Here is a 13,567-nt window from a genome sequence, read left to right on the forward strand (position 1 = left end):
CTTCTCTACCATAAAATGCTGTGTCGCAAGAAGTAACACAAGTCTTGAGAGAATACGGTAAAGGGAGAGAAAAGATGACGAATCACACAAATCAAAAGTATGACCAGACAGCAATACCGATCCATTCCACAACTCAACAAGAACAACAGCAAGTTCAATCACAGGTGCCACCAAGTGATACGATTCAAAATAGTCCACCGACGAGCCCAAATGCTCGAGAAGATTTAACTAAACCTATTAGTGACAACAAGCGTGTGCCTGATATGAATGAAAGTGATGACCATGTTGTTGCGACAGGTGCAGGAACAGTAGGTGGAGCAGCTGTTGGCGCTGTTGCAGGTTTAGTCGGTGGACCTCCAGGTGCATTGGTTGGCGGTTTAATTGGTGGTGTATTGGGGGTATCGCAGGTGCGGATATTGCCGAAGGGGATCATCCTGAAGAAGACAAATATTGGCGAGAGCAATATAAACACACGCCTTATTATGAGCAAAGTCAGCGTACTTATGGTGAGCTAGATTATGACAGGGATTATCGTGAAGCCTATCGTTTAGGTTATCGAAATCATCATGATGCATCACATACGTTTAATGATGCTGAAACAGATTTACGAACTGAATGGGAAAAAGTCAAAGGCGAGTCACGTCTAACTTGGGAAGAAGCCAAGTTTGCCGTGAAAGATGCGTGGGATCGTTTAAAACGTTAATCTGAATGAAAAAAGAAAACCTCCGATGGGAGGTTTTCTATTGTCTAAAGGATAAAACCTAGCTCATCATTTCTAGTACGAGTTGATTAATTAAATCAGCAGCTTCGAGTTCACGAATCATTGCTGCATTTGAACCTGCCCAAAATGCGCCATAGCCTTGATCCCCCTGTTTGGATGCCGCAGCATGGAGTCGTTTTGCTAAATCGTATGTATAAGGATAAGCGGGTGCATCTAAACGATTGGGTGTATCAATATCGGTATGCCAATGATTAATAATGCCGCGAGCTGGACGCCCGGAAATACTTGCAGTGACTTGTGTGAGCGGTTTAGAGAGCAAGGCTTTACGATAATATTCATTGGCATTGGAAGTTTTACATTGGACAAAAGCTGTACCGAGTTGAACGGCTTCTGCACCTAAGTCAAGAATTTCACGCGCTTGCATCCCATTCATAATGCCGCCAGCAGCAACGATGGGCAGTGAGCAATATTGTTTAACGAGACGGACGAGATTATTGGTTTTGACTGATGCATCAAATTTGGTATTAAAAATCCCGCGATGTCCACCTGCCTCAATGCCTTGCGCAATAATGACATCTATACCTGCAGCTTCTATCGCACGCGCTTCAGCTAAATTGGTGGCTGAGACCATCGTAATAATACCCGCATCTTTTAAGGCTTGAATTTGATGCGGATGAGGCAGTCCAAAATGAAAACTCACGGCTTTGGGCCTAGTTTCTAACACCAAATTTAAAAAGCCATCATTGTCCTTAAAACTTGGATAAATACAGTTTAATGTACTAGGAGGATGACTGCCAAAAGAGGCGAAAACTGAATCAAATTGTGCAATCCATTTTTGAGCAATTTCTGCATCCAACGCTTCTGTTTCATGACAAAAGAAATTCACTTGAAAGGGTTGGTCGGTCAGTTCTTGTGTTTTTAAAATTTCTTCACGAGCTTTCTGGATTGTACTTGCACCTAAACCGAGTGAGCCTAAACCACCTTGATTGGATACTTCAGCTGCCAGTTCAGGGGTCGAAACACCTGCCATTGGTGCAAGAAAGATCGGATGTCGGATTCCAAATTTATCCAATAAAGACATGAGTTTGCTCCTAGTAACTCCCTTTACTTTGCCTCTGCAGATGAAAATAAGCAAATCATAATGGTTATTTTATTTTGAAATAACCAATAAATTTTACAAAGTATTTACATTTGGTACGACAGGGTTTGTCGCTTGAAATGTAAGATGAACAGAGATGGTGATGTGAATATTTTATAATATATTTTTGGTCATTATCTCCCGAACACATGTCTGATCGTATCCGTGAAAAACTGCAAATTTTAGCCGATGCTGCCAAATATGATGTGTCCTGTTCATCGAGTGGCAGTAAGCGTCAAAACAAAGATAAAGGCTTGGGCAATACCGGTAATGGTATTTGTCATAGCTATACTGAAGATGGTCGCTGTGTCTCATTACTGAAAATACTGTTTTCCAATGTCTGTATTTTTGACTGTGCCTATTGTGTCTCTCGTCGTTCCAATGACGTAAAACGTGCTGCATTTACCGTGCAGGAAGTGGTCGATCTGACCATGAATTTTTATCGCCGTAATTATATTGAAGGGCTGTTTTTAAGTTCGGGAATTTTTAAATCAGCAGATTACACCATGGAGCGGATGTTGCAGGTGGTGAAAAAGCTGCGTCTTGAAGAAAATTTTAATGGTTATATTCATCTCAAAACCATTCCCGGAGCATCGCAGGAGATCATTACTGAAGCGGGTTTATATGTCGACCGGATGAGTATCAACCTGGAAATGCCAACCGAAGCAGGCCTGCAAAAGTTTGCCCCAGAGAAAACCCATACAGAAGTGCAAAAAGATCTGGGAATTGTGCGGGATCGCCTAATCCAGTTGAAAGATGAACGTAAGATCATCAAATCCGTTCCCAAATTTGTTCCCGCAGGGCAGACCACGCAAATGGTGGTCGGTGCGCATAGTGAAACGGACAAAGATATTATTTTGATGGCTGATCGGCACTACAAGGAATTTAAGCTGAAACGCGTGTATTTTTCTGGCTATATTCCAATTAACCCCGAAGAAAAAGCCTTACCCGTAATCGGCTCAGCGCCACCCTTATTAAGAGAAAATCGTCTATATCAGTCTGACTGGCTGATGCGTTTTTATGGATTTTCAGCGGATGAAATTGTGGATGACCAGCATCCAAATCTGGACCTAGATATTGATCCAAAGCTGAGCTGGGCTTTACGTCATCCTGAGGCCCTCCCGGTTGATATTAACCGAGCCGACTACAAAATAATTTTACGCGTGCCGGGCATTGGAGTACGTTCTGCCAAAAAGATTGTACAGGCACGCCGTTTTGGTCAGATTCATATCGACCAACTGAAAAGGATGGGCGTGGCGTATAACCGAGCGCAGCATTTTATTCGCTGTGCAGATACACCAAAATTTAAAAAGGAGCAGCAATCCTATCAAATTCGCCAACAGATTTTGATGTCAGGACAATCTAAGTATCAGCAGCAATTGTCTCCACAACTCGGATTTGGGTTCTAATGGCACGTTATTGTTTTGATGGCACCATGACCGGTCTTTTAAGCTGTGTATTTCGTGCTTTTGAGTTTAAAGAGTTTGATGTCCGTGTGACGGCCAATCCACATGCGCAGAATGGGCTATTTGATGATTTTATTTATGTAGCCTCAAATGATGTGCATGGTCAGCGGGTTTGGCAGGGCTTCAAACAAAAAGTATCGAGTAGCAGTTTACGGGCCTTTTATTTTGCGTTCTTGTCAGAACAGGAAGATGCGTTTCAGATTTTATTTGATTTCGCAGTCTATGTGTTTAAAAACCAACGTCCCATAGATAAAGATTATGGTCACCATGCAGTGATTGGGATGTCGCAATGGGCCAAGCAAGTCGGGCGTGAAAAGCACCGTATGGAAGCCTTTGTGCGCTTTAAAAAATGTAAAGATGGCTTATTTTTGAGTTTGGTGAAACCTGATTTTAATGTGCTGCCCATTATTACCAAGCACTTTAAGGCATAGGTATCTACACAATTTCCATGTTTTGCGTTAAATTGAAGAGCATGCTCTTCAATTTTAACATCTCTCGCTTAGATCAGCGCCTTGTCAAACGTTACAACAACCTTGTTCAACTCAATATGAATCCTCTTGCTTCACTTGCTCCTGCAATCAAAGATATTGCCTCTGCTCAAAAAAATAGTTTCGCAACGACGCAAGCTGTATGGCGGTTTTTAAATAATGATAAAATCTCATTTAAACAATTAAATGAACCTATTCAAAAACTTGCTTGTGATCAGATTAAGACATCGCTGCATCGTTATGCTTTAGTTATTCATGATTGGTCACAAATCCAATATGTGACACATCGTAATAAAACCCAAAAACTCCAAAGGACACATCAGTACGACTCAGGCTATGAATTACAAACGAGCTTACTTGTTGATGCTGCTTCTGGACTTCCTGTTGCTCCATTAGCTCAGACCCTTTCTAGTGCTTCAGGTTGCTATTCGACATTCAATGAGCAACAGACCGAACGTAAAACCCATTTAGACTCCCTTTCTGAACAAATTCAAAAAGTTGAACAGTTTCCTCTTGATAAAACCTGCGTACATATTATTGATCGTGAAGGAGATTCCATTGCTCATCTCAGGGAATTAAGCAGTCATGGTTTTCAATGGCTTATTCGAGCAAAGGAAGGAAATCGGATTGAGCATCAGGGTGAAATATGTAAAGTTGGAGAAGTTGCTGAACGTATCGAAATACAGCAAGTGAAACCCATTTCTTATAAGGGTAATCAACATATGCTTTATGTTGGAGAAACCAATGTTCGGCTTACCCGTGCTGCAAAATCAAATAAAAAAGATTGTTTAGGTCAAAGAGTTACTCCTCAGAAAGGTGCTGCAATTGAGGCTAGACTGATTATTGCGGTGGTTAAAGATATTAATGAAAAGACAGTTGCAAGATGGTCATTGATCAGTAATGTACCAACTGAGATTACCGCAGTAGAACTGACGACTTGGTATTACTGGCGTTGGTCAATCGAATGTTATTTCAAACTTCTCAAGCAAGCAGGCCATGATATTGAGTCATGGCTTCAGACTACGCCAGAAGCGATTTTAAGGCGTTTGCTAATCAGTTGTATGGCTTGTGTGTTGACGTGGAGAGTACAGCGCTGTACAGATGAACAAAATCAGAAAGTCCGTGCATTTTTGACTAGACTTTCAGGTAGACAACAGAAAAGAGGCAAGGTAGAGAGTGCGCCTGCCATATTGGCAGGACTCTCGATTTTACTAAATACTCTTCAACTGCTCTCAGAATATTCAATAGATGAACTGAATGAAATCGCAACTATTGCACTAGGTACCTAAAGATGTGTAGATACCTATGCACTTTAAGGAGCGGTATCAGGATCAAACCTGGCTGATTTACGATGAACAGCGTAAGTATGGCATCTATTATGATTTAAACGATGTGCATCAAATTGAGATGAATGTCGCTGACATCGATACTCAAGCCAAAATTGGCCATAGTCAGCAATTTAGTATTGAACTCGATGATCAGGAAGTTTTATATGATCAGCTTTGGAAAGATTATTTTAATAGCGTCAATATTCAAGCACGTAAAAATATGAAATTGCATATTCAATATGTGCCTAAACGTTACTGGCGTTATATGAATGAAAAATCACTCTGACCTATTAAATGAACTTTGTTCAGGCATAATCTCAGAAGTAATGAATATTTTGGATGTTATATGAAACTTAGATTTTGCATGATGTTATCCACGATCATGTTTGTTGGTTGTCAGGAACAGCCTAAACAACAAGTTAATGCTGATCATTATCGTGTGCAAACTGTTCAAGAGCTTCAACAGCGTTTTAATCATCTAAATAACAAACTCACCTCTGATTTTACCCAATTTAAAAAAGTTGAAAGTAATGCTTTTGCACATCAATATCCATTTGATGCCAATAATCTTCAATCTTTAAATCAGCATCTGTTGGCGAGTACTGCCTTGAAATCGACAAAAGTGGCGTACTGCGGCATGATGAATCATTATTTTGCAGAGATGTTTCGTCTAGGTCATTACAATTTAAATTTGGTCGATGCGATTGAATTACCAAATGCAAAGGCTGAAGATTTAAAAGTAAGTTTTAATAATGCGGATCAGTTTTATGATTTTATTTTAAATCGGTATACGACTTATCGTCAGGTTCAGCAAACCATGAACTATGGCTGTAATTTGAAAGCTGCATTGACCGTATAATAAAAAAGCCCATCATAAGATGGGCTTTTTAAAATTAACAACCAGTAATTTTGGTTGGTTGTGGTTTTTCACCTGGGAAGAAGATTGGACGCAGTTTTACGCCAATCGCATTACCCATGAATGCAAACACGAGCCATAACCAACCGTGTACACTACCTGAAGCAATACCACTGAAGTAAGCCCCGATGTTACAGCCATACGCCAAACGTGCGCCGTAACCCAACATTAAACCACCGATGATTGCGGCTAAAATTGAACGTTTTGGAATATTGAAATTTGGTGCAAATTTTCCGGCTAAGCTTGCTGCAAGTAAAGCACCGAGCATAATGCCAAAGTTCATCATTGAGGTGATATCAAACCAAAGTGATTCAGTCAAGGCTTTTGCATTCGCAGGTTGCTGCCAATAGGCCCATGAAGCCACATCGACACCGACAAAACTTGCAGCTTTAGCAGCCCATACAGCCAATGCGGAAGTCACACCCCAAGGACGACCTGCAAGTGCTAAGGTCGCAAAGTTAAGCAGGGTTAAGATAATTCCGCCCCAAATCAAAGGCCAAGGACCTTGAATGAAGCGTTTCCAACCTTGATGCGTACTTTTCGGTTCAACTTCTAGCGCACCATGACGTTTCTTTTCACAAATGACAGTCACAGCAGCAATGGCAGCAAAAATAGCAAAACTTAAGATTAATGCTGGAATGACACCAAAACTTTCAACAATTGAAATTGGCGCAAGGTGCGGTAGATTAAACCACCAATCAATGTGCGAGGTCGCGATTAATGAACCCGTACAGAAAAACACCAAGGTGATCAGCATACGAGCGCTACCACTGCCCACGGTATACAGCGTACCAGAAGCACAACCGCCACCAAGCTGCATACCCATACCAAAAATAAGGGCACCGATCACCACAGAAAGGGATACAGGGCTAACAAAACCGCTCACTGGATGACCAAACAATTCGCCTGCACCAAGCGCAGGGAAGAACAGGAGTACAGCAAGTGCCAACATGATCATTTGTGCACGTAAGCCACGACCACGACGCTCTTTAATAAATACACGCCAGCTCGAAGTAAAGCCAAAAGATGCGTGATACAGCGTCATGCCCAAGGCACCGCCAACAATAAACAATAAAGCTTGGTTTAAACCAACAACTTGATAGGCACCAATCGTACCTAACAATAAAAAATAAAAGCCACCCAAACCGAGATATGAGATCGGTTTGCTGGCTGAGCAATCATAGACATGGGAGATAAAGTATCAAAAACTTTGAAAGGCCTTATTCTACTGAAAATCACGTTTTAGAAATGCGATTTCACTGTGAAATAACATGCTTATAATTGATTTTATATATCAGTAAATCTAATTTATGTTTGGCTGATATTAAAGAAAGATCCGATCCATGCTGAAAAAGCCATGGCAATCATTCCCCAAAACATGACACGAAGTGCACCTTTGAGCTTAGATGTCCCTGAATAATAACTCGCGACTGCACCCAATAATCCCAGTGAAAGGACGCCGATGAGCATCACGCTATATTTCAGCCATACTTCAGGGCTAAATAAAATACTCAACATAGGAAATAGTGCGCCAATGGAAAATGCGAGAGCAGATGAGCCTGCAGCTTGTAGTGCATTTGCCGTGGTATTCTCATGAATACCAATTTCATCTCGTGCATGGGCTTCTAGGGCATTATGTGCGGATAATTGCACTGCGACTTGATGAGCAAGGTTTTCATCGAGACCCCGCAGCATATAAATTTTGGTGAGTTCACGCAGTTCTGCTTCAGGGTATTGTTGCAGTGCATGATGTTCCATTTTTAAGTCAGCTTCTTCGATATCTTCTTGGGATTTAACCGAAATATACTCACCTGCAGCCATCGAAGTTGCGCCTGCAATTAATCCTGCAACACAAGTAATAAAAAGGGTATGGGTTGAAGCGCCACTCGCAGCCATGCCGACAACCAAACTAGTGACCGAGATGATACCGTCATTGGCGCCAAGAACTGCAGCACGAAGCCAACCGGCACGAGTAATATAATGAGGTTCAGAATGTGCTGAATAAGACATGTGATCTATATTTTTTAGAATGAGATTTTACTGTGCTGAAAAAGCATTGAAAGATCAAGTACGACAAATAAAAAAACCCGCATTAAGCGGGTTTTTGTTAAAACTCAAATTATTGTTGAGCTTTCTCTTTTACATTCGCAGCGCCTTGTTCAACTGAACCCGCTACAGCAGCAGTGGCATCTTTCGCTGCTTCTTTGGCATCGTGAGCAGCATCTTTAGCGTTTTCAGCAGCATTTTCAGCGGCTTCTGCAGTCGCTTCCGCTGTATTGTCTACCGCTGTTGCTGTTGCAGATGCAGCGTTATCAGTTGCATCAGCAATATCATGACCTGCTTGATCAGCAGCATTTTCTAAATGTTCGCCAGTTGTCGCACCTGTTTCAGGATTTTCTTTCTTATTACAACCAACTAAAGCAACGGTTGCAGCTAAACCTAAAGCAACAAGTAATTTATTCATATAGATCTTCCTTTTGTTGTTGTTCCGAATTGGATCGGATAATCAGCATACTAAAAGGAATATGGCAGTTAGAATGTTTGAAATTGTGTCTAAAATGTAAACAAAGTCAAGCAAATAGTGTATACATTGCAAAAAAAAGCCCGCATAAAGCGGGCTTAATCTTTGAGAAGGTTTATAGACCAGCAGCAGCTTTAAGCGCAGCAGCTTTGTCTGTTTTTTCCCAAGTAAATGCAGTGTCTGAACCTTCACGACCAAAGTGACCGTAAGATGCAGTTTGTTGATACATCGGTTGAATCAAGTTCAACATACGTGTGATGCCGTAAGGGCGTAAGTCGAAGTGTTCACGAACCAAAGCAATGATCAAATCTTCAGATACTTTAGCGGTATTGAAAGTATTGATAGAAATTGAAGTTGGTTCAGCCACACCAATCGCATAAGACACCTGAATTTCACATTTGTCGGCAAGACCGGCAGCAACGATATTCTTCGCTACATAACGACCTGCATAAGCCGCAGAACGGTCAACTTTTGATGGATCTTTACCAGAGAATGCACCACCACCGTGACGAGCCATACCACCGTAAGTATCTACAATGATTTTACGACCAGTTAAACCACAGTCACCTACAGGACCACCAATCACAAACATACCGGTTGGGTTGATGTGGAATTTAGTGTCTGCATGGAACATTTCTGCAGGAATCACTTTTTTCACGATTTCTTCAATCACAGCTTCTTTAAGTTGAGCTTGAGAAATAGAAGGATCATGTTGAGTTGATAGAACAACAGCGTCTAAACGAACAGGTTTGCCATTTTCATAAGCAAAAGTGACTTGGCTTTTCGCATCTGGACGTAACCAAGAAAGCGCGCCTGATTTGCGAAGCTCAGCTTGTTTTTCCATTAAGCGATGTGCATATGAAATTGGTGCAGGCATAAGTACATCAGTTTCACGGCTTGCATAACCAAACATTAAGCCTTGGTCACCGGCACCTTGATCTTCAGGTTTTTGACGGTCAACACCCTGTGCGATTTCAGGAGACTGTTTACCAATCATGTTGATTACAGCACAAGTCGAACCATCGAAACCGAGGTCAGAATGGTGGTAACCAATACCATTGACTGTATTACGAACGATCGCTTCAAAGTCAACATTTGCAGTTGTTGTGATTTCACCAGCAAGTACGACCGCACCGGTTTTTACAAGCGTTTCACAGGCAACTCGTGCATATGGGTCTTCTTTTAAGATTGCATCCAAAATAGCATCACTGATTTGGTCAGCCATTTTATCTGGATGGCCTTCGCTTACAGATTCCGAAGTAAATACAGCGTACTCGCGCATAGTCCTATCACAGTTAATTTTAAAGACCCGATATGTTACATCCACTTGTGCGCTAGGACTAGCTTAAGACGACAAAATTGATTGAATTTTTTTCAATTCGTCTATTTTTTTTATGATTTATGCCATTTGTAAAATTGATATGTGGACTTTTGAAGATCTATTAGGTTTTTTTTACTATAGACGCAGAAAATTCTTCTTTAGCTCAAAAGTATAATTTTACATATTTAAAAATTTGATTTCTTCACTATTTGAAAAAGCTGTATTGATTCGAATGCAATACTTAAATGACATCGGTATTCAAGGCAATATTATTAGTATTGCTCCAAACGAGGATGAGTAAACTATGACTAAAAATGTCATTTATTGTCGATAACAGCTGAGTGGTTCAATACAGAAGAATTTAAAATTTTGAAATTTATAACTTTTTAAATTGGCATAAAACTTGAGTAAGTAAAAGCATAGCTGCAATTTTGGGATGAGATATGCAACAGCGAGGCTTTACACTCATTGAACTCATGATCGTGGTCGCGATTATAGGAATCTTAGCATCTGTTGCGATACCCGCTTATCAAAATTATGTGGCTAAGGCCCAGTTTACTGAAGTATTTAATCTTCTAAGTGGCTATAAAAATGAGATGCACGAGTTTTATAGCGAGGGAGGAAGTTGTGCTGGTATTCAAGCTTATATGAATAACGTGGATACGCATGGTCATTATATTGACCAAATCAGTATTCAAACTGTCGGAACTGAATGTGCTTTAGTCTTTCATTTTAAATCGACAAATGTGGTGCATGGCATTAGTGGGAAACAGGTCAATTTTCTTATGAAAGGTAATAGCTACAATTGGCTGTGTTACTCACCGAATATTTCTGAACGTTATTTACCTTCAAATTGTGAAGGTGTCTAAATGACCTAATGACCTAATGACCTAATGACCTAATGACCTAATGACCTAATGACCTAATGACCTAATGACCTAATGACCTAATGACCTAATGACCTAATGACCTAATGACCTAATGACCTAATGACCTAATGACCTAATGACCTAATGACCTAATGACCTAATGACCTAATGACCTAATGACCTAATGACCTAAATTTTACTTATTGCTTTCTCAGACGAAGTAAGTGATCAAATAATATGTATTTTTCAGCTGACTTTAGACCAATGTAGCGTTGAAAATTTGTCCGATAGCTAAAGAGATGTGTAATAAATCAATAAATATTGTTGGCTAGTCTTTACCCCTCGCTGTTTTTTTAAGACAATATGCAGCAGTTTTGAAAGTATTTTCATCTTTCCCTCTCTTTGAAATTATTTGGACATTGATCTATGACAACCCCGCTTAATGAACGCCGTATTGCCAACGCAATTCGTGTATTAGCAATGGATGCTGTGCAAAAAGCAAACTCAGGCCATCCAGGTGCGCCAATGGGGATGGCAGATATCGCTGATGTGGTTTGGCGTGAATTTTTAAGCCATAACCCAACTAACCCAAATTGGGCTAACCGTGACCGTTTTGTTTTGTCTAACGGCCATGGCTCTATGCTTCAATACGCGCTTCTTCATTTAACGGGTTATGATCTTTCTCTAGAAGATTTAAAATCATTCCGTCAGCTACACTCTAAAACGCCTGGTCACCCAGAGCTTGGTTATGCACCAGGTATTGAAACAACAACCGGTCCATTGGGTCAAGGTATTGCCAATGCGGTTGGTTTTGCTTTGGCAGAAAAAACATTAGCAGCTCAATTCAACAAAGATGACATTAAAGTTGTTGATCACTTCACTTACTGTTTCTTGGGTGATGGCTGCTTAATGGAAGGTGTTTCTCATGAAGCATGTTCACTTGCAGGTACTTTAGGTCTAGGTAAACTCGTTGTTTACTACGATGACAACGGCATCTCAATTGACGGTGAAGTGGAAGGTTGGTTCTCTGATGATACAGAGCAACGTTTCCAAGCTTACGGTTGGCAAGTCATTAAAGTTGATGGTCATGATGCTGCGGCAATTCGCCAGGCAACCATCGAAGCAAAAGCTGAAACTGCAAAACCAACATTGATCATTTGTAAAACCATTATTGGTTTAGGTTCACCAAACAAACAAGGTAAAGAAGATTGCCACGGTGCACCACTTGGTAACGATGAAATTGCATTAACTCGTGAAGCATTAGGTTGGTCTGAAGGTCCATTTGACATTCCTGCTGATGTGTATGCAGCATGGGATGCAAAAGAAAAAGGTGCACAAGCTGAAGCGGCTTGGAATGAAACATTTGCTGCATATGCTGCGAAATACCCAACAGAAGCAGCTGATCTTAAACGCCGTCTTGCTGGTGATTTACCATCTGACTTTGTTGCAAAAGCAGATGCATATATTGCAGAAGTGAATGCAAAAGCTGAAACTGTAGCAACACGTAAAGCTAGCCAAGCAGCGATTCAAGCATTTGCACCAATGTTGTCTGAAATTTTAGGTGGTTCTGCTGACTTAGCGGGTTCTAACCTAACACTTTGGAAAGGTGCAAAAGGTGTTGAGTCTGATGCAGCAGGTAACTACGTACACTATGGCGTACGTGAGTTTGGTATGACTGCCATCGCCAATGGTGTTGCACTTCACGGTGGTTTCATTCCTTACGTTGCAACATTCCTGATGTTTATGGAATATGCACGTAATGCAGTACGTATGTCTGCACTCATGAAACAACGAGTGATTCATGTTTATACCCATGACTCAATCGGTCTAGGTGAAGATGGTCCTACACACCAACCTGTAGAACAAATCGCATCTTTACGCGGTACACCAAACTTAAATACTTGGCGTCCATGTGACACAGTGGAAGCGGCGGTTTCTTGGAAATCTGCGTTAACTCGTAGTGAAGGTCCAACAGCGTTAATCTTCTCTCGTCAAAACTTGCCATTCCAAACTCGTACTGATGCGCAAATTGCAGATGTTGCGAAAGGTGGTTATGTGTTGGCGAAAGAAAAAGGCGAACTTAAAGCAATCATCATTGCAACAGGTTCTGAAGTGAGCTTGGCAATGGAAGCATACGCACAACTTGAAGGTGTACGTGTGGTATCTATGCCATGTGCTGAAGAATTTGTAAAACAAGATGCAGCGTATCGTGAAGCAGTTCTTCCATCAAACATCCGTGCACGTGTTGCTGTTGAAGCGGCACATGTGGATTACTGGTGGAAATTTGTAGGTCTTGATGGTCGTGTAATTGGTATGACTACTTATGGTGAATCTGCACCTGCAAAAGACTTGTTTAAACACTTCGGTATTACCACTGATGCGGTTGTTGCAGCAGTAAAAGAATTAACTGCTTAATTTAATCAATTAAACAGTCTATAAGAGGGCGCCCCAACGATGGGGCGTCTTTTATTTTTTTATTTCACCCCCATATAGCAAAGGGTGAATCTCCCATGTTCAGTGCAAATAAAGCGAGAAAGTGATGAGTAGTTTATATGAACAAATCAGTGATGAAATTACTTTGATGGATGCAGGTGAGCAAAAATGGATTGGTCCAGATTTACCGCTTGAGGCGATGGTTGCGGTGGAATTGTTACTGCAAGACATGGCTGAAGAAAAAATTATTAAAGTGCGTCGTAAAAACCATGAAAAGACTACCGGCTTAAAACAGGTTGATCGTATCCTGGTGGAGAAGCTTTAAGCCTTAACATACATCATTTAAAAAGCCCTTGAGAGGGCTTT

The 13,567-nt window shown here is 40.9% G+C and carries 10 protein-coding genes and 5 pseudogenes; 10 read left to right on the plus strand and 5 right to left on the minus strand.

Annotated features, from left to right (window positions below):
- The first annotated feature begins 74 nt into the window (after positions 1 to 74).
- Positions 75 to 703: pseudogene (locus A3K93_RS04895) on the plus strand (hypothetical protein).
- A 58-nt stretch (positions 704 to 761) separates the two neighbouring features.
- On the opposite strand, the gene A3K93_RS04900 reads toward A3K93_RS04895, so the two are convergent.
- Positions 762 to 1,802: an NAD(P)H-dependent flavin oxidoreductase gene (locus A3K93_RS04900; protein WP_067729452.1), complete on the minus strand. Its 1,041-nt coding sequence runs from the start codon at positions 1,800 to 1,802 to the stop codon at positions 762 to 764.
- 206 nt (positions 1,803 to 2,008) lie between these two features.
- Here A3K93_RS04900 and A3K93_RS04905 point away from each other — a divergent pair, with 206 nt between their 5' ends.
- The 5 genes and pseudogenes from A3K93_RS04905 to A3K93_RS04925 all read left to right on the plus strand — a co-directional run bounded on the left by A3K93_RS04905 (position 2,009) and on the right by A3K93_RS04925 (position 6,000).
- Positions 2,009 to 3,268 (plus strand): putative DNA modification/repair radical SAM protein, encoded by a 1,260-nt coding sequence (locus tag A3K93_RS04905; protein WP_067729454.1) that lies wholly within the window; start codon positions 2,009 to 2,011, stop codon positions 3,266 to 3,268.
- Positions 3,268 to 3,750: pseudogene (locus A3K93_RS04910) on the plus strand (TIGR03915 family putative DNA repair protein); the annotation flags it as partial. The gene A3K93_RS04905 and the pseudogene A3K93_RS04910, both read left to right, overlap by 1 nt.
- A 47-nt stretch (positions 3,751 to 3,797) precedes the next feature.
- Positions 3,798 to 5,102, plus strand: coding sequence for a transposase (locus A3K93_RS04915; RefSeq protein ID WP_442855632.1), 1,305 nt, complete (start codon positions 3,798 to 3,800; stop codon positions 5,100 to 5,102).
- Between the two features lie 10 nt (positions 5,103 to 5,112).
- A pseudogene (locus A3K93_RS04920) lies at positions 5,113 to 5,427 on the plus strand (DUF4130 domain-containing protein); the annotation flags it as partial.
- Positions 5,428 to 5,523: 96 nt separating this feature from the next.
- On the plus strand, positions 5,524 to 6,000 hold the full coding sequence (locus tag A3K93_RS04925) for a hypothetical protein (RefSeq protein WP_227509891.1): 477 nt from the start codon (positions 5,524 to 5,526) through the stop codon (positions 5,998 to 6,000).
- Positions 6,001 to 6,034: 34 nt separating this feature from the next.
- On the opposite strand, the pseudogene A3K93_RS04930 reads toward A3K93_RS04925, so the two are convergent.
- The 4 genes and pseudogenes from A3K93_RS04930 to metK form a co-directional block, all read right to left on the minus strand.
- Positions 6,035 to 7,245, minus strand: a pseudogene (locus tag A3K93_RS04930) (YeeE/YedE family protein).
- Positions 7,246 to 7,365: 120 nt separating this feature from the next.
- On the minus strand, positions 7,366 to 8,067 hold the full coding sequence (locus tag A3K93_RS04935) for a VIT1/CCC1 transporter family protein (protein ID WP_067729458.1): 702 nt from the start codon (positions 8,065 to 8,067) through the stop codon (positions 7,366 to 7,368).
- A 109-nt stretch (positions 8,068 to 8,176) separates the two neighbouring features.
- Positions 8,177 to 8,521 carry a hypothetical protein gene (locus A3K93_RS04940; RefSeq protein ID WP_067729460.1) on the minus strand — a complete coding sequence of 115 codons (345 nt, stop codon included), beginning with the start codon at positions 8,519 to 8,521 and terminating at the stop codon, positions 8,177 to 8,179.
- A 172-nt stretch (positions 8,522 to 8,693) separates the two neighbouring features.
- A complete protein-coding gene (gene metK, locus A3K93_RS04945) occupies positions 8,694 to 9,860 on the minus strand; it encodes a methionine adenosyltransferase (protein WP_067729462.1) in 1,167 nt (388 codons plus the stop codon).
- Between the two features lie 482 nt (positions 9,861 to 10,342).
- Here metK and A3K93_RS15135 point away from each other — a divergent pair.
- From A3K93_RS15135 to A3K93_RS04960, 4 genes and pseudogenes are all read left to right on the plus strand, one after another.
- Positions 10,343 to 10,454 (plus strand): annotated as a pseudogene (locus tag A3K93_RS15135) (pilin); the annotation flags it as partial.
- Positions 10,439 to 10,768, plus strand: a complete 330-nt coding sequence (locus A3K93_RS04950) for a pilin (RefSeq protein WP_227509892.1) — start codon at positions 10,439 to 10,441, stop codon at positions 10,766 to 10,768. The pseudogene A3K93_RS15135 and the gene A3K93_RS04950, both read left to right, overlap by 16 nt.
- Before the next feature lie 426 nt (positions 10,769 to 11,194).
- Positions 11,195 to 13,183, plus strand: a complete 1,989-nt coding sequence (gene tkt / locus A3K93_RS04955; protein WP_067729465.1) for a transketolase — start codon at positions 11,195 to 11,197, stop codon at positions 13,181 to 13,183.
- A gap of 124 nt (positions 13,184 to 13,307) precedes the next feature.
- On the plus strand, positions 13,308 to 13,526 hold the full coding sequence (locus tag A3K93_RS04960; protein WP_067729467.1) for a hypothetical protein: 219 nt from the start codon (positions 13,308 to 13,310) through the stop codon (positions 13,524 to 13,526).
- Positions 13,527 to 13,567: the final 41 nt, after the last annotated feature.

Origin of the sequence: Acinetobacter sp. NCu2D-2, assembly GCF_001647675.1 — a bacterium.
In the GTDB taxonomy this organism is placed as follows: Bacteria; Pseudomonadota; Gammaproteobacteria; order Pseudomonadales; family Moraxellaceae; genus Acinetobacter.

Bases quoted from the DNA above. Each gene is read 5' to 3' on its own strand.
- A3K93_RS04900 (WP_067729452.1), bottom strand. From the start codon at position 1,802: ATGTCTTTATTGGATAAATTTGGAATCCGACATCCGATCTTTCTTGCA.
- A3K93_RS04905 (WP_067729454.1), top strand. From the start codon at position 2,009: ATGTCTGATCGTATCCGTGAAAAACTGCAAATTTTAGCCGATGCTGCC.
- A3K93_RS04915 (WP_442855632.1), top strand. From the start codon at position 3,798: ATGCTCTTCAATTTTAACATCTCTCGCTTAGATCAGCGCCTTGTCAAA.
- A3K93_RS04925 (WP_227509891.1), top strand. From the start codon at position 5,524: ATGTTTGTTGGTTGTCAGGAACAGCCTAAACAACAAGTTAATGCTGAT.
- A3K93_RS04935 (WP_067729458.1), bottom strand. From the start codon at position 8,067: ATGTCTTATTCAGCACATTCTGAACCTCATTATATTACTCGTGCCGGT.
- A3K93_RS04940 (WP_067729460.1), bottom strand. From the start codon at position 8,521: ATGAATAAATTACTTGTTGCTTTAGGTTTAGCTGCAACCGTTGCTTTA.
- metK (WP_067729462.1), bottom strand. From the start codon at position 9,860: ATGCGCGAGTACGCTGTATTTACTTCGGAATCTGTAAGCGAAGGCCAT.
- tkt (WP_067729465.1), top strand. From the start codon at position 11,195: ATGACAACCCCGCTTAATGAACGCCGTATTGCCAACGCAATTCGTGTA.
- A3K93_RS04960 (WP_067729467.1), top strand. From the start codon at position 13,308: ATGAGTAGTTTATATGAACAAATCAGTGATGAAATTACTTTGATGGAT.